Source organism: Bradyrhizobium manausense (genome assembly GCF_018131105.1).
Classification (GTDB): Bacteria; Pseudomonadota; Alphaproteobacteria; order Rhizobiales; family Xanthobacteraceae; genus Bradyrhizobium; species Bradyrhizobium manausense_B.
In genome coordinates this window covers 3,467,021-3,486,722 of the sequence record NZ_JAFCJI010000001.1, presented here as the reverse complement: position 1 = coordinate 3,486,722, position 19,702 = coordinate 3,467,021, and the positions used below count along the sequence as shown (strand labels likewise).

Below are 19,702 nucleotides of genomic sequence, written 5' to 3'. Positions count from 1 at the left end.
GAGCTCATTGAAGCGTTGCTCTAGGTCGCTGCCGACCCGTCTCGCGCCGTTTCCAGCGGCAGCCGACAGCTCACATAGGTTCGCTCATCCGCCCGCTGCAGCGACAGCGACCCGCTGAGCGCACGCACCCGCTCCTGCATCCCGGTCAGGCCCCGGCCGAAGACGTTATCGGCGGGAAAGCCGGCGCCGTCGTCCGAGATATCGATGGCGAGTGTGTTGCCGGCGATGCTCGTCTGCACATGGGCGTTGCCTGCCGCAGCATGGCGCAGAACGTTGGTCAGCGCCTCCTGGATCAGGCGATAGACAGTCTGGGCGAGCGGGCCGTCGATCTCGTTCAGATCGGGATCGAGCGAGGCCGTCAGGCTGATATGCGGCGCTTGCTTTCGAAAGTTCTGGAGCAGGGTTTGCAGGCTGGTCTCGAGTCCCAGTTCCTCGATGTAGAGCGGACGTAACCGGTCGAGGATGCGACGGTTGGTTTGCTGAAGCGCCTCGACCGATCGCATCACCTCCTGCACGGAGTTGCCGACATGTCCTGTCTGCGGCAACGCTTCGCTCAGTACGATGGTGCCGGCACGGATGCTGAACAACAGCGGCCCGAGCTCGTCATGCAGCTCACGTGCGAGATCGCGCCGCTCATTGTCCTGGAGCGACACCAGCCGGTGCAGGAGATCGCGATTGTCCTGGCTCAATTGTGCGAGCGTCGTCGCCAGCGCATTGGCCTCCTCACCGCTCTGCCGGATTTCCGGGGGGCCTGCGATCGGAATCGGTGTCGCATAGTCGCCGCGCCTGATACGCGTGAGGCCGGTGGCGAGATTTTGCAGGGGGCGCAGCACGGATCCTGCGAAGAGATAGGCAATCGTTCCGGTCAGCACCATCAGCGTCGCGACCAGGCTCGTCAGCGCCAGAAAGCCGATCCATTTTTCGAACAGGTCGGCCGACAGGTCGGGCACGAACACGACATCGCCGATATGCTTGCCGTCGATCATGACAGGCGTGGCGGCGTCCATGTCAGGGACGGCAATCAGGTCCACGAACCATTGCGGCACGCCATGCACATCCCGCAGGCCGTCCCTCGCGGACGGTGGGGGACCCGCTTCCACGGGTCGGAATTGGATATCGGAGGAGGTGCCCAAGGAACCGACAAAGGCGTCGAGCATCTTCCGGGGATTGTCTGACGCGGCGAGGCTACTGTTGAGCGCGACAGCGACGGCCCGGGCCGAGTGTCGACCGGGCTCATTCTCGTCGGCCAGCTGGCCGGCCGCAAACATCTGGAGCAGCACGCCGCCCAACGCCAGGATTGTGAGAAAGCTCACCCCGAGCGGGAGAAACAGCTGGGCCTTAAACGAAAGTCGTTGCCACATTAGGTCGATTCTAACGCGCTTTGGCGGGATTTTCTCTTTCCATTTGTTCCCGCCAGTCTATGAGTCCAGAAAACAAGCGAGCGCCCGATGCAAGATACCGCCAAGCCGGCGACCCGAGTCCTGATTGTCGACGACCATCCGGTGGTGCTGTCCGGCTGCCGCACCCTGTTCGCATCGGACCAGTCGATCCGGATCGACGAGGCGACCGACGCCAAATCAGGCCATCGAGCCTATGTCAGCAAGCGCCCCGACGTCACGGTGATCGACATCAGCCTGCCCGATGTCTCCGGTTTCGAGCTGATGCGCCGGATCCGCAAGGACGACCCGGAGGCCAAGATCATCATGTTCAGCATGAACGACGATCCGGCGTTCGTGGTGCGCGCGGTGGAGCTGGGGGCGCAGGGCTATGTCTCCAAGGGCGACGACCCCCGGATCCTGCTCAAGGCCGTGCGCAAGGTGGCCGCAGGCGATAATTTCATCTCGCCGCAGCTCGCGGAGGCCGTGACGTTCTCCGGCGCTGCGATCAAGGCCAATCCGGCCTCGCAGATGACGCCACGGGAGCTCGAGATTCTCCGCCTGCTGGGGCGCGGCGACAAGATCGTCGAGGTCGCCGAGGCACTCGGCATCTCCTACAAGACCGTGGCCAACACCACGTCCCTGCTCAAGCAGAAGTTAGGGGCCAAGAACCACTCCGACCTGATCCGGATCGCCGTGGAAATCGGGATTGGCTGACACCGCCAGGGACCGAACCGGCTGCTCCAGGATGCAGCCGGTTCGGCCGACGGATCGGCGCCGCCGCGCGTCCGGGCAATGCGTGGACGACGGCTGATACCATCCGCCGACACAATGGGCCGCGGTGCCGTTCGTTCCTTCCCCACAGCAACGACTCGGGAAAAGGAAGCAAAGAGACGGTGCGGATGTGCTCCGGTGCGCCAGCGTCGCCGGGGCATATCGGGAAAAACAGGAACCTTCGGCGCTACGCGCCGTTTTTCTCCTTGACGATCTCATGACGGACGTCGATAGCTCGAACCAACGATTTCGGGGGCAGGCGCCCCACCACGGAAAACCGGGTCTGCACCATCAACGACAGACCTTCCAAGAGAGGGGCTGCGGCATCGCCGCAGCCCTTTTTCGTTGGGCATGGTGCGGCTCCGCAAAACACTCTATGGTGCCCAAAGCCTCTGGCTCAAGAACTAGGAACATCGTGAAATCAAAGGCTTAAGGCCCTGAATTCAGATCGGGCGAGCCTTTGGAGGGCAGTTTGACTCGTTATATCTCGACCCGGGGCGAAGCCCCTGAGCTTGGCTTCTGCGACGTGATGCTGACCGGGCTTGCCCGCGACGGCGGCCTCTATGTGCCGGTGACCTGGCCGCAGCTTTCGACCGAAGCGATTGCCGGCTTCTTCGGTCGCCCCTATTGGGAAGTCGCGGTCGACGTCATCCGTCCGTTCGTCGGCGGCGAGATTTCCGACGCCGAGCTCGGCCGCATGGCGAATGAGGCTTACGCCACTTTCCGACATCCGGCGGTGGTGCCGCTGCGCCAGATGTCGCCGCATCAATTCGTACTGGAGCTGTTTCACGGACCGACGCTCGCGTTCAAGGACGTGGCGATGCAGCTGATCTCACGGCTGATGGACCATGTGCTGGCCAAGCGTGGCCAGCGCACCACCATCGTGGTCGCGACCTCGGGCGACACCGGCGGCGCAGCGGTCGAAGCCTTTGCGGGTCTGGAGAATGTCGACCTCATCGTGCTGTTCCCGCACAAGCGCATCTCCGAGGTGCAACAGCGGATGATGACGACGACGGGCGCGGCCAATGTCCATGCGCTCGCCATCGAGGGCAATTTCGACGACTGCCAGGCGCTCGTGAAGGGGATGTTCAACAACCATCGCTTCCGCGATGCGACCTCGCTGTCCGGCGTCAATTCCATCAACTGGGCGCGCATCGTTGCCCAGGTGGTCTATTATTTCACCGCTGCGGTCGCCGCCGGCGCGCCCGCGCGTGCGGTGGACTTCATCGTGCCGACCGGCAATTTCGGCGATATTTTCGCAGGCTACGTCGCCAAGCGCATGGGTCTGCCGGTCCGCACCCTGCGCATTGCCGCCAACGTCAACGACATCCTCGCCCGCACGCTCAAGACCGGCATCTACGAGGTGCGCGAGGTGCACGCGACTGCATCGCCCTCGATGGACATCCAGATCTCCTCGAATTTCGAGCGGCTGCTGTTCGAGGCAGGCAAGCGCGATGCGGCCGGCGTGCGCCGGCTGATGGACTCGCTGAAGCAGTCGGGGCGTTTCGTGCTGCCGGACGCGACGCTCGCCACGATCCGCGAAGAATTCGACGCTGGCCGCGCCGACGAGACCGAGACCGCGGCTGCGATCCGAGCCGCCTGGCGCGAGGCCGGCGAACTCGTCGATCCGCACACCGCCGTGGCGCTCGCGGTCGCCGACCGCGACACCACCGACACCACCGTGCCCAACATCGTGCTCTCGACCGCGCATCCCGCCAAATTCCCTGATGCCGTGGATGCAGCCTGCGGCCAGCGGCCGCAACTGCCGGCCTGGCTCGACGGTCTCATGACCAAATCTGAACATATGAAGGTGATGAAGAACGATCAGAGCGAGGTGGAGCGGTTCGTGCTGTCGGTCAGCCGCGCTGCAAAACAGGGAGTTGCCGGATGAGCGTCGAGATCTCCAAGCTTGCCTCCGGCCTGACCGTCGTCACCGACAACATGCCCCACCTCGAGACCGCCGCGCTCGGCGTCTGGGCCGGCGTCGGCGGCCGCGACGAGAAGCCGAACGAGCACGGCATCTCGCATCTGCTCGAGCACATGGCGTTCAAGGGCACGACCGGGCGCTCCTCGCGCGAGATCGTGGAGGAGATCGAGGCGGTCGGCGGTGATCTCAATGCCGGCACCTCGACCGAGACGACGTCCTATTATGCCCGGGTGATGAAGGCCGACGTGCCGCTGGCGCTCGACGTGCTCGCCGACATCCTGGCCAATCCCGCCTTCGAGCCTGAAGAGCTCGAACGCGAGAAGAACGTCATCGTGCAGGAGATCGGCGCGGCGCAGGACACGCCTGACGACGTCGTGTTCGAGCATCTCAACGAGCTCTGTTATCCCGACCAGCCGATGGGCCGCTCGCTGCTCGGCACCGCCAAGACGCTGAAAAGCTTCAATCGCGACTCGCTGCGCAACTACCTCTCGACACATTATCGCGGCCCCGACATGGTGGTTGCGGCGGCTGGCGCCGTCGATCACAAGCAGGTGGTCGCCGAGGTCGAGAAGCGCTTTGCGAGCTTCGAGGCGACGCCGGGGCCGAAGCCGCTGGCTGCCAAATTCGGCCAGGGTGGCACCAAGGTGGTGCATCGCGAGCTCGAGCAGGCGCATCTGACGCTGGCGCTGGAAGGCGTACCGCAGACCGATCCGTCGCTGTTCTCGCTCCAGGTCTTTACCAACATCCTCGGCGGCGGAATGTCGTCGCGGCTGTTCCAGGAGGTCCGCGAGAAGCGCGGCCTCTGCTACTCCATCTATTCCTTCCACGCGCCCTATACCGACACCGGCTTCTTCGGCCTCTACACCGGCACCGATCCCGCCGATGCGCCGGAAATGATGGAGGTCGTGGTCGACATCATGAACGATTCGGTCGAGACCCTGACCGAGGCCGAGATCGCCCGCGCCAAGGCGCAGATGAAGGCGGGTCTGTTGATGGCGCTGGAGAGTTGCTCGTCGCGTGCCGAACAGCTCGCCCGGCACGTGCTGGCCTATGGCCGGCCGCAGACGGTGCAGGAACTGGTGGCCCGGATCGATGCCGTCAGTGTCGAATCGACCCGCGATGCGGCGCGTGCACTGCTTTCGCGTAGCCGCCCTGCGGTGGTTGCATTGGGCAGTGGCAGGGGTCTGGACACGGCGGTGTCTTTTGCGGAAGGATTGACCAAGGCGCGTGCCAAGGCGCGGCTGCACTAGGGAGCCGCGCACGACCCGCCCTCGGGAAGCATCACCATGGCCCTCTTTCGCCTGCCTTCCAGTGGACCTGCTGCGCTCGCCCCTCGCGGCAACGGCCTGTTGCTGCGCGCGCCGCAGATGTCGGACTTCCTGCAGTGGGCGCATCTGCGCGAGACCAGCCGCGATTACCTGACCCCGTGGGAGCCGATCTGGCCGTCGGACGACCTGACCCGGTCCGGCTTCCGCCGCCGCCTGCGTCGTTATTCCGAGGATATCGCGGCGGACCGCTCCTATCCCTTTCTGATCTTCCGCGAACTCGACGGTGCCATGGTCGGCGGCATCACGCTCGCCAATGTCCGCCGCGGCATCGTCCAGGCCGGCACCATCGGCTATTGGGTCGGCCAACCCCATGCCCATCGCGGCTACATGACGGCGGCGCTGCGGGTGCTGCTGCCGACGCTTTTCGGCGAGCTCAATCTGCACCGCGTCGAGGCCGCCTGCATCCCCACCAATGCGCCGTCGATACGCGTGCTGGAGAAGTGCGGCTTCTCCCGCGAGGGGCTGGCGCGCCGCTATCTCTGCATCAACGGGGTCTGGCAGGACCATCTCCTGTTCGGCCTGCTGCACGAGGATTTTCGCGGCTGAGCCGGCTGCCTCGCGCGCCGGGATAAGCCTTTTTCCTGTCTTGTCTTATCGCCTTGGGATCGCCGATTTTGGCGATATAACCCGCACAAGCCGGCGATTGGCCGGATGTTGTCATGGAGTACTGGCGTTCATGAATGAGCTTCGATCATTGCGGAATGCGCTGCGGCGGGGTCCGTTGATTGCGCTGGCGCTGTCGGTCTCATTCGCGGTCGTTTCGCCTGTCGCGGCGCAATCGCTGACTGACCGCTTCAAGAGCCTGTTCGGCGGTAAATCCGACGAGCCCGCGCCGCCCAAGCCGGCACCTGCGCCGGGCCAGCCCGCGGCCGATGATGATCTCGATTGCCCGCAGGTCACGGTGCGTGCCGGTGCGTCGACCTACGGGGTCGGCGCGACGGGCAAGCCGGCCGTCGGCAACGACGTGCGCTTCCAGGCCTCGATCACCAAGATGGCGCGTGAATGCATCCGCAACGGCGGCGAGATCACCGCGCGCATCGGCATCCAGGGCCGCGTCATCGCAGGCCCCGCCGGTGCGCCTCCCTCGGTTGAGGTTCCGCTGCGCATTGCCGTGGTGCAGGGCGGCGTCGGCGAGAAGGTGATCGCCTCGAAGGCCTACCGGACCACGGTCGCGATGGAGAGCGGCAGCGTGCCCTTCACCTTCGTCGCCGAGGACCTGTCCTATCCGGTGCCGTCGGCGGCGGTGGCCGACAATTACATCTTCTATGTCGGCTTCGACCCGCAGGCGCTGTCGCCCGAGCCGAGGACGCGGAAGAAGAAGTAGGGCGAGAATTTGCGAGGAGTCGTCATGCCCGGGCTCGTCCCGGGCATCCACGTCTTTGCCTTGACCTGAAGGAATGTGGATGGCCGGGACGAGCCCGGCCATGATGATGAGGAAACATCCAGCCAACAAAAAAGCCGGCGCTCATTGCGCCGGCTTTTTGATTGATGAGGAGGCAATCCCTCAGTTCAGCTTCTGCCGAACTTCGGTGATGCCCTTGGCGAGCAGATCGTCGGCGACCTGGCCCTTGACCGAGTGCGACAGGATCGTGGAGGCGGCCTGCACTGCGGCTTCCGCGGCTGCGGCGCGGACATCGGCCAGCGCCTGGGCCTCGGCGAGCGCGATCTTGCTCTCCGCGGTCTTGGTACGGCGGGCGACGAAGTCTTCCATCTTCGCCTTGGCTTCGGTCGCGATGCGCTCGGCTTCGGACTTGGCGTTGGCGACGATATCGGCGGCCTCGCGTTCAGCCGAGGCACTGCGTGCCTTGTAGTCGGCGAGCACCTTGGCGGCTTCCTGCTTCAGACGGGTCGCGTCGTCGAGTTCGGCCTTGATGCGGTCGGCGCGATGGTCGAGCGCAGCCATCGCCTTCTTGAAGACCCCGACATAGCCGAACACGACCATCAGGATCACGAAGGCGACGGCGACCCAGGTTTCAGGTTCGAAGAACATATCGACTAACCCTTCAAGGACGCATCAACGGCGGCGTTGACCGACGCCGCATCCGGAACGACGCCGGTGAGCTGCTGCACGATGGTGCCTGCCGCATCGGCCGCGATGCCGCGGACATTGCTCATGGCGGCCGTGCGGGTCGAGGCGATGGTCTTCTCCGCCTCGGCGAGCCTGGTTGCCAGCTGCTCTTCCAGAGCCTTGCGCTCGGCGTCCGCCTGCGCATTGGCCTTGTCGCGAGATTCGTTGCCGATCGCCTGCGCTCGCGAGCGCGCCGAAGCGAGTTCGCCTTCATAGGCCTTCAGCGCCGCTTCGGACTGATCCTTCAGCCTCTGCGCCTCGGCAAGGTCACCCTCGAGCTTGTTCTGACGCGCCTCGATCGCACCGCCGACGCGCGGCAGGGCGAGCTTGGACACGATCACGTAAAGCAGGACGAAAAAGATCGCGAGCGACACCAGCTGCGAAGCGAAGGTGCTGCTGTCGAACGGCGGAAACGCGCCGGCGTGATGACCGCCGTCGGCTTCGCTGTGGGCGCCGGTCGCCGGACCTTTCGCCTCGCCATGACTCTCGGCCATGGAGTACTCCTGTTGCTGTCACGCGCCGCTTCGGATGAAGCGGCGCGAAAGAAGTCGTTCTTTAGAAAACGAACAGCAGAAGCAGCGCGATCAGCAGCGAGAAGATGCCGAGCGCTTCGGTCACGGCGAAGCCGAAGATCAGGTTGCCGAACTGGCCCTGCGCGGCCGACGGGTTGCGGACGGCTGCGGCGAGGTAGTTGCCGAAGATCACGCCCACGCCGACGCCCGCACCGCCCATGCCGATGCACGCGATGCCCGCGCCGATAAGTTTTGCTGATGCCGGATCCATTTTAGACTCCTTGGAAGAAAGATAGGGTTGTGGGTGGAAATTCCCCGGACCGCTCAGTGTCCCGGATGAATGGCGTCGTTGAGGTAGATGCAGGTCAGGATCGCAAACACATAGGCTTGCAGGAACGCGACCAGGATCTCGAGAGCGTACAGCGAGATCGTGAGTGCCAGCGGCAGCACGCCGCCGACCCAGCCGATGGCGCCGAGCGAGAAGCCCAGCATGGCGACGAAGCCCGCGAACACCTTCAGCGCGATGTGGCCGGCCAGCATGTTGGCGAACAGACGGACGCTGTGGGAGACCGGCCGCAGGAAGAACGACAGGACCTCGATGAACATGACCAGCGGCAGGATGTAGCCGGGGACGCCGTGAGGAACGAAAATCTTGAAGAACTTCAGGCCGTTCTTGGCGACGCCGTAGATCAACACCGTGAAGAAGACCAGCAGCGCCAGCGCGACCGTGACGATCAGATGGCTCGAGATCGTGAACGTATAGGGGATGACGCCGACGAGGTTCGATACGCAGAGGAACATGAAGATCGAGAAGACCAGCGGGAAGAACTTCATGCCTTCCGCGCCGGCCGTCGAACGGATGGTCGAGGCGACGAATTCGTAGGAGATCTCGGCGACCGACTGCAGGCGGCCCGGAACGAGCTGCGTGCCGCTCGCCAGCATCAGGATCGAGATGAGCGCCACAGCCACCAGCATGTAGAGCGACGAATTGGTGAAGGCGATCGTGTGATTGCCGATATGGCCGATCGTGAAGAGAGGCTCGATGTTGAACTGGTGGATCGGATCGATTTTCATCGGCGCGGCATCTCTTGGTCTGCCGGACAATGCCGGCTGGTCTCGGTCTGCCGGCCAGGCCGGCCCGCACCGACGAAGCCGGCGCGATCAATTCCTCTCTTTTCGGATCGGCTTAAGAACCACCACGGCTGTTCTGACCTGCGCCTGCCGTCCTCACCACATTCACCACGCCGGCCACGAAGCCCAGCAGCGTAAACACGATAAATCCGAAAGGCGACGTCGACAGCAAGCGGTCGAAACCCCAACCAATCCCCGCTCCGACGACGACCCCGGCGATCAACTCGGAGGATAACCGGAAACCAAGCGCCATCGCCGAGGCTCTGGCCGCTCCGTCTCCACCGTCACCTGCGGGTTGCTCGGTCTTGACGTGGCGGCCGCGAAATTCGGACAACCGCTGATCAAGACTTCCGAGCCGTTCGGAAAGCGCAGCTTCCTCGGGCGATCTATCGCGATCTCCATTCCCGCCGTGTCCCGTGTCCTGAGCCATGCCACGAAGACCCGAAACGCTGCGGTTGAATGGAAACTACGCCCGCCACCCTCAAAAGCCGCGCGGACCATACTGACCGCACATAATCAAGTCAAGCCAAGTCACGATCACGTCGTGATCAGTTATATATTTGATTTTGTTGATGATATTACCTTTCACGTCAGCGCTGCACACAGCGTGACGCCGCACCGCAGCAGGTCTCCGTGCGATCCGCCGGTATGGCCGACATTTCGCAGCGCCTGCCGGATCAAAGGGTGGCGGCCAATGTTGATTTCACCGATGCGGTTTTTGATGGCGGATTCGCGCGCACCCGGCGATGCGCCGTCGCCCGTCGGGGTGTACAATCCGGGGACGTGCCACCTGCGCGGCGTGGCGGAGAGCGCGATGAGACCTGCGAAATCATCCACAACATCATGGCTTGCGGCAGGGATCGTCGTTGTGACGGCTGTCAGCGGCAGCCTGGTTGCGGCGCAATCGGCGCCCGACGGAAACGGCCGCTACAGCATGACGCCGATCCCCGAGGGCGTGCTGCGGCTCGACACCCGCACCGGCACGGTCTCGACCTGCACCAAGAACGACGCCGGTTGGGCCTGCTACACCGTGCCCGACGAGCGCGCGGCGCTCGATGCCGAGATCGGCCGCCTCCAGGCCGAGGTCGAGAAGCTCAAGGGACAGCTCGCCGCCGGTCCGACCGTATCGGGCAAGATCGACGAGGCGCTGCCGAAATCCGACCCGCTGAAGAAGGTCGAGCCGCAAGCACGAGAACCAAAGGTCGCGGAGGGCGATCGCAAGCTCGAGATTCCGTTGCCGAGCGACCAGGACATGGACCGTATGATGTCGTTCCTGGAAAAGGCCTGGCGCCGGCTGATCGACATGGCCAATCGCGTGCAGAAGGACGTGTCGGGGAAGATTTGAATTGTCGTCTGGCGAAAGCAGGACGACTCTACGAGAGACCTTTCATGACGTCAGCCAGATCCATCGCACGCTCGGCGCCATCGTCGGTGCAGGCCACCACGATCGTATCGTCGCAGCTCACCGTGCAGACTCCCGGACGCGGCTTCACCGATCTCACCGGCGAGATCGCCAAATTCATCAGCGAGGCCCGCGCAAGCGAGGGTGCGTTGACCCTCTTCATTCGTCACACGTCGGCGTCACTGACGATCCAGGAAAACGCCGACCCTTCCGTGCTTGTCGATCTCACCACCGCGCTGTCACGGCTCGCACCGGAAACTGTGCCGTGGACGCACGATACCGAAGGGCCCGACGACATGCCCGCGCACGTCAAGACGATGCTGACGCAGACGTCGCTGCACGTGCCGGTGCTGAATGGCAAGCTCGCGCTCGGCACATGGCAGGGGATCTATCTGATCGAGCACCGCAGCCGTCCGCACCGGCGCGAAGTCGTGCTGCAATTCATCGGCAGCACCAGATAGCGCCGCCGGAAAAAACAAGCCGGCCACGGATCGCTCCGCGGCCGGCTTTTTTTCAGCGTTCTGCGATGCGACTTACATCTTGGTGATGTCGACGTCCTTTGTCTCGGGGACGAAGATCAGGCCGATGACGAAGGTCATCGACGCGATCGCAATCGGATACCAGAGACCTGCGTAGATATTGCCCGTGGCGGCGACCAGCGCGACCGCGATCGGCGGCAGCAGGCCGCCGAACCAGCCGTTGCCGATATGATAGGGCAGCGACATGGAGGTGTAGCGGATCCGCGTCGGGAACAGCTCGACGAGGGCGGCCGCGATCGGGCCGTAGACCATGGTCACGAGGATCGCGAGGTAGGTCAGGACGACGATCAGCAGCGGCATGTTGATCGCGGCCGGATCTGCGCCCTTGACCGGATAGCCGGCTTCGCCGACTGCAGCGGTCACCGCGGTCGTGAACGCGGCGCGAGCCGTTGCGAAGGCCTTCGGATCGGCGCCCGTGCCGTTCACGGAGTCGAACGACTTGGTGCCGACGACGACCTTGGCGAGGCTGCCCGGCGCGCCGGGCTCAAGCTTGAAGTTCACCGACGAGGCGATCAGCGCGTTGCGGGCGACGTCGCAGGAACTGGTGAACACCCTGCCGCCGACCGGGTCGAACAGCACGTTACAGTCCTTCGGATCGGCGACCACCGAGACGGGCGCGCTTGCCAGCGCTTTCTCGAGCGCGGGGTTCGCGGCTGATGTCAGCAGGCTGAAGGCGAAATGATAGGTCAGCGCGCCGAGCAAGCAGCCGGCCAGGATGATCGGCTTGCGACCGATCTTGTCCGAGAGCCAGCCGAAGAACAGGAAGCCGACGGTCGCGATCGCGAGTGCGATGATGAGCGCGATGTCAGCCGAGTTCGCCGGGACCTTGAGCGTGTTGACGAGAAACACGCGGGCGTAGAACTGCCCGCCGTACCAGATGACGGCCTGGCCGGCAGTGAGGCCGAGCAGGGCGATCAGCGCGATCTTTCCGTTCTGCCAATTGCCGAAGGCTTCCGACAGCGGCGCCTTGGAGGCCTTGCCTTCCTCCTTCATTTTCTGGAACAGCGGCGACTCCGAGAGTTGCATGCGGATCCAGATCGAGATGCCGAGCAACAGGATCGAGAGCAGATAGGGGATACGCCAGCCGCCCGAGAGGCTCGAATCGCCGAATGCATCGGCGCTCATGCTGTTGCGGACGATGTAGACAACGAGCAGCGACAGGAACAGGCCGATGGTCGCGGTGGTCTGAATCCAGGAGGTGTAGAAGCCGCGGCGACCCTGCGGCGCATGCTCGGCGACATAAGTGGCCGCGCCGCCATACTCGCCGCCCAGAGCGAGGCCTTGCAGAAGGCGCAGGCCGATCAGGATGGTCGGAGCCAGCCAGCCGATCGTCTGGTAGCCCGGCGTCAAGCCGACCAGGAAGGTCGACAGGCCCATGATCGAGATGGTGACGAGGAAGGTGTATTTGCGGCCGACGAGATCGCCGACCCGGCCGAACACCAGCGCGCCGAGGGGGCGAACCAGGAAGCCCGCCGAAAAGGTCAGCAGCGCGAAGATGAACTGCGTGTTGGCGTCGAACGCCGAATAGAACGCCTTGCCGATCTGGGCTGCGGTCCATCCGTAGAGATAGAAATCGTACCATTCGAACACGGTACCGAGTGAAGAAGCGAAGATGACCTTCTTCTCTTCACCCGTCATTGCCCGCGCCCCGACGCCGCCGGCAGCCGCTGCCATTGTCATAGTTGGACTCCCCGAATCTCGTTTCCCCGCGTCCCGGCTGAACGGGCATGCCGGATCAGCCTAGGGTCTTGTCGTCAAGGTAACATCCGCGTGAAACTGGCCCCAATACGACTTTTGGCCTTGTGCGCTGACGCGCAACTGACGCCGCTGAAGCCTGCGACCAAACCTTGGGATTAACTCCATCCCCGCAAAGGGATAATGTGTGCTTGCATGCCACGGCCGGCCGAGGAAGAATTGACCGGAGCACCCCTTCCGGCTTACTGGCCCGGGAAACGACAGCAAGAGATCGATGAACGCTCCCTCCACCCATCTTGTCATTGCCGATGATCACCCGCTGTTCCGCGATGCGTTGCGGCAGGCTGTGGCCGGCGTCCTGCCTTCAGCGAAGATCGGCGAGGCCGGATCCTTCGAGGATCTAACGAAATTGCTGGAGCAGACCTCCGACGTCGATCTGGTCCTGCTCGACCTTTCGATGCCCGGTATCTCCGGCTTTTCCGGCCTGATCTATCTGCGCGCGCAATACCCGGCGATCCCGGTCGTGATCGTGTCGGCCTCCGACGACAGCGCCACGATCCGCCGTTCGCTCGATTTCGGCGCCTCAGGCTTCATCCCGAAGCGATTCGGCGTCGAGACGCTGCGCGACGCCATCCTCAAGGTCATGGAGGGTGACGTCTGGGTTCCCGCCGACACCGACCTGTCGGCCGCCGCCGATCCCGACATGACACGCCTGCGCGACCGCCTGGTAACGCTGACGCCGCAGCAGGTGCGGGTGCTGATGATGCTGTCGGAAGGACTGCTGAACAAGCAGATCGCTTACGAGCTCGGTGTTTCCGAGGCGACCATCAAGGCGCATGTTTCGGCCATCCTCCAAAAGCTCGGCGTCGAGAGCCGGACGCAGGCCGTGATCGCCGCCGCCAAGATTGCCGGTGGCCAGTGGAGGCAGGGCACGCCTACGGGATAGTCGCGTTACAGCTTCTTCATGAGTGCGTTGGCGGCGCGGATATCCGCCGTGTCGGAATCCTCGACGAAGCTTTGGAGCGCTGATTGGAGCAATGGCATTGCTTCCTTGCCGCGCTGCCGGTCAACAAGAAGCGTTGCCAGATCGATCGCTGCACGCAGCTCCCAGGCCTTCGCGCCGGTGCGGCGGCTCAGCTCCAGCGATTGCAGGAGGAACGTCTCTGCTTGCGCGATGTCCGGCTGCGGCTGCGAGAGCAGGACCTTGCTCTTCATCCGCAGCAACTCGGGCACATACACACGGTCGCCGCCCTGATCGACGAGATCGATCGCCTCGTCGATCAGTTGCGCACTCTGCTCGACCTGTCCGAGCGCCAGAAGCCCCTGAACCAGTGCGATGTTGAACGTCGTGGTGAGCAGCTCGTAGCCGGACTCGTGGAGTTCTTGCAGCGAGCGCCTGATCGTCGCGATGCCGCTCTCCGCATCGCCGCGCCGGATCGCGAGCTCGCCCTTGACGCCCCGGCCGACCGCAAGATAGGGCCCCATCGAGCGCGATTGGGCATGCGCGATGAAGCGGTCGATATTCGCGTCCGCGGCGTCGAGGTCGCCGCTCCAGAGATCGATCGAGACCGCCCAGATCAGCGCGATGCAGAGCGTGATCGGATGATCCATCTGCGCGGCTTCAGCCACCGTCTGCCGGGCCAGTTGTCGCGCCTCTTCGGGTCGGCCCTGCAACCACAATTCGCGCGCCAGCGAGATGCCGGCGCGATTGCGGTGGTCGAAGCCATAGACCGTGCTGATCCGCTCTGTGCCAGGGCCGTGCCAGGCGGCTTCCAGCATCTTCAGGGCATCGCGATGTTCGCCGCCCAGATGCAAGGAGACGCCGAGCAGCGACTGCGCGAGAGCGAGCGAGGCGGCGTCGCTCAGCGCCTCGGCGACGACGAGGCTTCGTCGTGCGTAGGCGAGCGCAGGCTCGAACTGGCCGATCCGCTCGTGGAAAATGTGCATCCGGCCGAGCAACTGGAGCTGGTTCGGCGCATCGCCAAGCGTGTCTGCAATGGCGAGGGCCCGGCTCAGCGCGCCGCGCGCGGCCTCGCTGCCGCCGCGCGTGAACATCAGGGTCAGTCCAAGCGCGGCCTGCAGATGCATCTCTTCAATGCTGCCGCGCGAGGCGTGATCGATTGCGAGCAGCGCCCGTTCGGACCAGCGTCGGCATTCGGTCAGCAGGGACATCGCCAGGAAAATCGGTGCCGCCGCAGCGGCAAGCGCGATGCCGATGCCGACGTCGCCGCCCGGGCCAAAACACCAGTCGAGCGCGGCGCGCACATTGTGGAGCGCCGAGAAATGGATGGCACGTTCATCGGCGCTCGGCACCGTCGCCCATTTGGTGCCGGCCTGTTGTAGCCATCGCCGGTAATAGGTGGCGTGACGGGCGGCGAGGGCCGATCCGTCGTCCGCGATCCCAAGCAGATAGGCGCGCGTGGTGTCGAGCAGACGATAGCGCATCATCGCGCCGATCGGCCGCGGCGCGACCATCGACTTGGCGACGAGGCTGTCGATGGCTTCGAACAGACGCGAGCGATCGACCTGTTCGTCGGGCACGACCTCGAGCGCGGCGTCAATGGTGAAATGGCCGGCGAAAACCGCAAGCCTGCGCAGCACCAGGCGTTCGATCTCGGACAGCAATCCGTAGCTCCAGTCCAGCGTGGCCTGCAACGTCTTCTGCCGCGGCGGCGCCGTCCGCTGACCCTGCCACAAAAGATTGAGGCGCTCGTCGAGCAGCGTCGCGGTCTGTTCCAGGCCATAGGCTTCGACGCGGCCGGCGGCGAGCTCGATCGCGAGCGCCATGCCGTCGAGCTTGCGGCAGATTCTCGCGGCAATCGCCGCATTGGAATCGTCGAGCGCGATCCGGGCACCCCCAGCTTTTGCGCGTTCAAGGAAGAGCTCGAGTGCGGGATAGGTCCGGGCCACCGCGGCCGTCAGTCCGGAATCTTCGGGCGGTACGCCAAGCGAGGCCAGCCGGTAGACCTGCTCGCCTTCGACGCGAAGCGCCTCGCGGCTGGTTGCCAGGATGTGGACCTGTGGCGCGGCCTGAAAGATGTCCGCGGCGAGCGGGGCAGCGGCCGCGATCACATGCTCGCAATTGTCCAGGATCAGCAACATGCGCTTGTCGTGCAGGTGCGCCAGCAGAGCAGGCATCGGATCGTCGGTCTGGTCGGGCAGTCCGAGCATTAGCAGCAGCGACGTGATCACGAGGTCGGGATCGCTCAGTGCGGCAAGATCAACGAAGTGTGCGACCCCTGCAAACGTCGCGAGCAGATCATGCGCGATTGCCACCGCGACGGCCGTCTTGCCGACGCCGCCCGGGCCCACGATCGTGACGAACCGGGATGTGATGAGCTTGTCCGACACGGCGGCGACCGCGTCGGTGCGTCCGACCATTCGTTGCAATCGGTTGGGTAGTTTTACGGGTGGCAATTCCGTCTGAGCTGCCCGCGGTGGCTCGGTCTGAGCGCCGGCTTGCGAGATCGACGCCACGAAACAATAGCCGCGGCCTGACAGCGTCGTGATGTAGCGGGCGCCGTCCTTGCCGTCGCCGAGTGCTTTCCGCAGCGCTGCGATGTGGAAGCGCAGATTGGCTTCCTCGACACTCATGCCGGGCCAGACCAGGCCCATCAGGTCCCATTTGCTGACGACCTCGTTCGGCCGCGACATCAGTGCGATCAGCGTATCGAAGCTCTTGGCGCCCATCGGCAGCACAATGCCGTCGCGCGTCACCAGCCGCTCATGCGGCGTCACGGTGAATGGTCCGAACGAGAGTGTTGTTGCGGCGGGCCCGGCCAGCTCGGTCATCGCGAAATCTTGCTCATTTGCAGAACCGGATAGCCAGCACGCAGCGATCCCGCAAGCCCGGCCCTCCAGCGGCATCAGGCCGCGTTTGCAAATGTCATAGCTGGGTTCCCAACCAGCCTCACAACATCTCACAACTCCAAACGGGAGTCTTGCGACAGGCGCTGTTAGTCAATCGCGTACCGGCAAGGAGACTTTCATGAGCCAAACGGAAAAACTGCTCTACACGGCGCGAACCCACACCATTGGAGGGCGTCAGGACGGGATGTCCCGCAGCTCCGATGGTCGCCTCGATGTGCGGCTGTCGCCGCCGGGCGGGGCCGGCATCGGCACCAATCCCGAACAGTTGTTCGCCGCCGGCTGGTCCGCCTGCTTCGAGGGCGCCATGGAGATCGCGGCCCGCAAGCGGAAAATCGTGCTTCCGAGCAAAAGTGCGATCGATGCCGAAATCGATCTCGTGCTTGACGAGGGCGCCTATGCGCTCAGAGCGCGTCTTGGTGTCAGCCTGCCCGGTCTCGACCGCGACGTCGCGCGCGATCTCATCGATGAGGCGCACCAGACCTGTCCGTATTCCAAGGCCGTTCGCGGCAACATCGACGTGACGGTCGATCTGATCTGACGACTTCGACAACGACCAACAGGACACCACGACCATGACACAGATTATCGACCAGCATCGCCGCCAGTTCCTCGGCGTCGCCGCCGGCACCGTTGCCGCCGGTCTCGGCGTGATCGACCTCGCGCGTGCCGAAACGGAAGCGCCGCGATCCTCCACATCGAACGCCTCGTTCGGCACGATCAAGCAGATCAACGCGGGCGTGCTGAACGTGGGCTATGCCGAAGCCGGCCCCGCGACCGGCCCGGTCGCGATCCTGCTCCACGGCTGGCCCTACGACATTCACAGCTTCGTCGATGTCGCACCGATTTTGGCGCAGGCCGGCTATCGCGTCATCATTCCATATCTGCGCGGCTACGGCTCGACGCAGTTCCTCTCCAGCGAGACGCTGCGCAACGGCGAGCCGGGCGCGCTGGCCGCCGACATCATCGCGCTGATGGATGCGCTTAACATCAAGAAGGCTGCTATCGCCGGTTTCGACTGGGGTGCGCGCACCGCCGATATCATCGCGGCGCTGTGGCCGGAGCGCTGCCGCTCGCTGGTGTCGGTGAGCGGCTATCTGATCTCCAGCCAGGCGGCGGGCAACGTGCCGCTGCCTCCGGCGGCGGAATTGCAATGGTGGTATCAGTTTTATTTTGCGACCGAGCGCGGCCGCGCCGGCTACGAGAAGTACACGCATGATTTCGCAAAGCTGATCTGGAAGCTGGCCTCGCCGCAGTGGAAGTTCGACGACGCCACCTTCGATCGCAGCGCGAAGGCCTTCGAGAACAAGGATCACGTCGCGATCACGATCCACAATTACCGCTGGCGGCTCGGGCTCGCCAAGGGCGAGGCGAAGTACGAGGAGATCGAAAAGAAGCTCGCGGCAACGCCTGTCATCGAGGTGCCTGCTATCACGATGGAAGGCGACGCCAACGGTGCGCCGCACCCCGATCCCAGCGCCTACGCCAAGAAGTTCTCCGGCCGCTACGATTATCGCCTGATCACCGGCGGCATCGGTCACAATCTTCCGCAGGAAGCACCGCAGGCCTTCGCCAAGGCCGTCATTGACGCCGATGGTAGCGCCTGAGCCCCCGCCCAGGACCTCGGTCCGGCGCGGGCCGGACCGAGGCTGCGCTGCGATCCCAGCCTGAAGAAGATGTCATGACGTTCCCCGAATCCGACAAGAAAAAGTCCTCCTATGTCGCGGTCATAGTGCTGGCCGCGCTCCTGCTCGTCGTCCTTCTGACGTGCGTGCCGTATCTGGTCTCGATCGCGTTCGCGGAGGGTCCTGCGACAGCCGCTGCTTCACCGATTTTCGGCGTCACGATTCCCGGTGGCTACAAGCAGTGGGAGCTGATTGCGCCGGCCGAAGAGGCGGCGCCGCTGAATGAACTGCGGGCCGTCTTCGGCAACCAGACCGCCATCGACGCCTATCAGGACGGCAAGCTGCCGTTTCCCGACGGCACCATTCTGGTGAAGCGCGCCTGGAAGCGCACGCAGTCGCCCGACTTCGCATCCGCGACCATTCCCGGCGCCGCCACCACCGTTCAGGTGATGGTGAAGGATTCCAGGAGATATGCCGCGACCGGCGGCTGGGGCTTTGGCCGCTTCGTCAACGGCAAGTCGGTCGACGAGGCGCAACACCGAACCTGCTTCGCCTGCCACGAAGCCCGCGCCAAGGGGCACGACTACGTCTTCACACGACTCGCGCCCTGAGACGATCTGGAGGCCTCATCGTGAAGACCTGGTTCATCAGTGGCAGCTCACGCGGGATCGGGCGGGCCATCGCGGAAGCCGCGCTCGCGACGGGCGACCAAGTGGTTGCGACGGCCCGCGATGCAGGTCGGCTTGAACCGTTACTTGGACGCTTTGCCGAAAGGCTGCGATTCGCAACGCTTGATGTAACCGACGAAGTAGCCGCACAAGCCGCCGTCGGTCTGGCTGTCGAGGCGTTCGGCGGCATCGACGTGGTCGTGAACAATGCCGGCTATGGTGAACTCGGATCAGTCGAGGACACGAGCCTGGAATCGTTCCGGCAGCAGATCGACGCCAATTTGATCGGCACTATTATCGTCACGAAAGCCGCGATCCCCGTGCTGCGCCAGCAGCGCCGCGGGCACATCGTGCAATTCTCCTCGGTTGGTGGCCGGATCGGTGCGCCAGCCCGCGCGGCCTATTCGGCTGCGAAATGGGGCGTCGAGGGCTTCTCGGAATCGCTGGCGCGCGAGATGGCGCTGATCGGCGTGCACGTGACAATCGTCGAGCCAGGCGGCTTCCGCACCGGCTTCGCCGAGGCCGCACATGGCACGGATGAGGGCCGCGCCGAATACGACGCCATTGTCGGTGCCGCCATCAGGATGCAACGCGATTACGACGGCCGTCAGCCCGGCGATCCCGCCAAGGCCGCGGCGGTCGTGCTGAAGCTCGCCGAGATGGATCGTCCGCCTCTGCGCATCGCGCTCGGCAGCGACGCCGTGAACGCCATTGCGGCGACGGATCGGCAGCGCCTCGTTGAACTGGATCAGTGGCGTACGCTCAGCGTCTCGACGGATTACTGACCGGC

At 64.3% G+C, this 19,702-nt stretch carries 21 protein-coding genes; 12 read left to right on the top strand and 9 right to left on the bottom strand.

Annotated features, from left to right (window positions below; translation table 11 throughout):
- Window positions 1-20: 20 nt before the first annotated feature.
- Window positions 21-1,361 carry a histidine kinase gene (locus tag JQ631_RS16675; protein WP_212327714.1) on the bottom strand — a complete coding sequence of 447 codons (1,341 nt, stop codon included), beginning with the start codon at window positions 1,359-1,361 and terminating at the stop codon, window positions 21-23.
- Between the two features lie 87 nt (window positions 1,362-1,448).
- On the opposite strand from JQ631_RS16675, the gene JQ631_RS16670 reads away from it, so the two are divergent.
- The 5 genes from JQ631_RS16670 (at window position 1,449) to JQ631_RS16650 (ending at window position 6,729) form a co-directional block, all read left to right on the top strand.
- Window positions 1,449-2,093, top strand: coding sequence for a response regulator transcription factor (locus JQ631_RS16670; RefSeq protein WP_212327712.1), 645 nt, complete (start codon window positions 1,449-1,451; stop codon window positions 2,091-2,093).
- Window positions 2,094-2,622: 529 nt separating this feature from the next.
- On the top strand, window positions 2,623-4,041 hold the full coding sequence (thrC, locus tag JQ631_RS16665) for a threonine synthase (RefSeq protein WP_212327709.1): 1,419 nt from the start codon (window positions 2,623-2,625) through the stop codon (window positions 4,039-4,041).
- A complete protein-coding gene (locus JQ631_RS16660) occupies window positions 4,038-5,327 on the top strand; it encodes a M16 family metallopeptidase (RefSeq protein ID WP_212327707.1) in 1,290 nt (429 codons plus the stop codon). Before thrC ends, JQ631_RS16660 begins: the two co-directional genes overlap by 4 nt.
- 36 nt (window positions 5,328-5,363) lie before the next feature.
- Entirely contained in the window at window positions 5,364-5,951 is a 588-nt protein-coding gene (locus tag JQ631_RS16655; protein ID WP_018316343.1) for a GNAT family N-acetyltransferase, read from the top strand.
- 130 nt (window positions 5,952-6,081) lie between these two features.
- Window positions 6,082-6,729, top strand: coding sequence for a hypothetical protein (locus JQ631_RS16650; RefSeq protein WP_212327706.1), 648 nt, complete (start codon window positions 6,082-6,084; stop codon window positions 6,727-6,729).
- Between the two features lie 180 nt (window positions 6,730-6,909).
- Here the strand turns inward: JQ631_RS16650 and JQ631_RS16645 are convergent, their stop codons facing one another.
- The 6 genes from JQ631_RS16645 to JQ631_RS16620 form a co-directional block, all read right to left on the bottom strand.
- Window positions 6,910-7,395 (bottom strand): F0F1 ATP synthase subunit B family protein, encoded by a 486-nt coding sequence (locus tag JQ631_RS16645; protein WP_212327705.1) that lies wholly within the window; start codon window positions 7,393-7,395, stop codon window positions 6,910-6,912.
- A gap of 5 nt (window positions 7,396-7,400) precedes the next feature.
- A complete protein-coding gene (locus JQ631_RS16640) occupies window positions 7,401-7,967 on the bottom strand; it encodes a F0F1 ATP synthase subunit B (protein WP_212327704.1) in 567 nt (188 codons plus the stop codon).
- Window positions 7,968-8,028: 61 nt separating this feature from the next.
- Window positions 8,029-8,256: a F0F1 ATP synthase subunit C gene (locus JQ631_RS16635; protein ID WP_212327703.1), complete on the bottom strand. Its 228-nt coding sequence runs from the start codon at window positions 8,254-8,256 to the stop codon at window positions 8,029-8,031.
- Between the two features lie 53 nt (window positions 8,257-8,309).
- Complete coding sequence (locus tag JQ631_RS16630; protein WP_212327702.1) at window positions 8,310-9,059, bottom strand: F0F1 ATP synthase subunit A; 750 nt, start codon at window positions 9,057-9,059, stop codon at window positions 8,310-8,312.
- A gap of 112 nt (window positions 9,060-9,171) precedes the next feature.
- Window positions 9,172-9,546, bottom strand: a complete 375-nt coding sequence (locus JQ631_RS16625) for an AtpZ/AtpI family protein (protein WP_212327701.1) — start codon at window positions 9,544-9,546, stop codon at window positions 9,172-9,174.
- Window positions 9,547-9,701: 155 nt separating this feature from the next.
- Window positions 9,702-9,890: a hypothetical protein gene (locus JQ631_RS16620; RefSeq protein WP_212327700.1), complete on the bottom strand. Its 189-nt coding sequence runs from the start codon at window positions 9,888-9,890 to the stop codon at window positions 9,702-9,704.
- 40 nt (window positions 9,891-9,930) lie between these two features.
- Here JQ631_RS16620 and JQ631_RS16615 point away from each other — a divergent pair, with 40 nt between their 5' ends.
- Complete coding sequence (locus JQ631_RS16615) at window positions 9,931-10,461, top strand: hypothetical protein (RefSeq protein ID WP_212327699.1); 531 nt, start codon at window positions 9,931-9,933, stop codon at window positions 10,459-10,461.
- Between the two features lie 44 nt (window positions 10,462-10,505).
- Window positions 10,506-10,979 (top strand): secondary thiamine-phosphate synthase enzyme YjbQ, encoded by a 474-nt coding sequence (locus JQ631_RS16610; protein ID WP_212327698.1) that lies wholly within the window; start codon window positions 10,506-10,508, stop codon window positions 10,977-10,979.
- A gap of 72 nt (window positions 10,980-11,051) precedes the next feature.
- Here JQ631_RS16610 and JQ631_RS16605 read toward each other — a convergent pair whose 3' ends face one another.
- Entirely contained in the window at window positions 11,052-12,737 is a 1,686-nt protein-coding gene (locus tag JQ631_RS16605) for an MFS transporter (protein WP_212327697.1), read from the bottom strand.
- Window positions 12,738-13,026: 289 nt separating this feature from the next.
- On the opposite strand from JQ631_RS16605, the gene JQ631_RS16600 reads away from it, so the two are divergent.
- Window positions 13,027-13,698, top strand: a complete 672-nt coding sequence (locus tag JQ631_RS16600) for a response regulator (RefSeq protein ID WP_212327696.1) — start codon at window positions 13,027-13,029, stop codon at window positions 13,696-13,698.
- A gap of 5 nt (window positions 13,699-13,703) precedes the next feature.
- On the opposite strand, the gene JQ631_RS16595 is transcribed toward JQ631_RS16600, so the two are convergent.
- On the bottom strand, window positions 13,704-16,544 hold the full coding sequence (locus tag JQ631_RS16595) for an ATP-binding protein (protein WP_212327695.1): 2,841 nt from the start codon (window positions 16,542-16,544) through the stop codon (window positions 13,704-13,706).
- Window positions 16,545-16,740: 196 nt separating this feature from the next.
- Between JQ631_RS16595 and JQ631_RS16590 the strand changes: the two genes are divergently transcribed.
- The 4 genes from JQ631_RS16590 (at window position 16,741) to JQ631_RS16575 (ending at window position 19,697) form a co-directional block, all read left to right on the top strand.
- Complete coding sequence (locus JQ631_RS16590) at window positions 16,741-17,160, top strand: organic hydroperoxide resistance protein (protein WP_212327694.1); 420 nt, start codon at window positions 16,741-16,743, stop codon at window positions 17,158-17,160.
- Window positions 17,161-17,194: 34 nt separating this feature from the next.
- The gene (locus JQ631_RS16585; protein WP_212327693.1) at window positions 17,195-18,226 is read left to right on the top strand and encodes an alpha/beta fold hydrolase; all 1,032 of its coding nucleotides are present in this window, start codon (window positions 17,195-17,197) and stop codon (window positions 18,224-18,226) included.
- Window positions 18,227-18,300: 74 nt separating this feature from the next.
- Window positions 18,301-18,855, top strand: a complete 555-nt coding sequence (locus JQ631_RS16580; protein WP_212327691.1) for a cytochrome P460 family protein — start codon at window positions 18,301-18,303, stop codon at window positions 18,853-18,855.
- A 17-nt stretch (window positions 18,856-18,872) separates the two neighbouring features.
- On the top strand, window positions 18,873-19,697 hold the full coding sequence (locus tag JQ631_RS16575) for an SDR family NAD(P)-dependent oxidoreductase (protein WP_212328624.1): 825 nt from the start codon (window positions 18,873-18,875) through the stop codon (window positions 19,695-19,697).
- Window positions 19,698-19,702 lie beyond the last annotated feature (5 nt).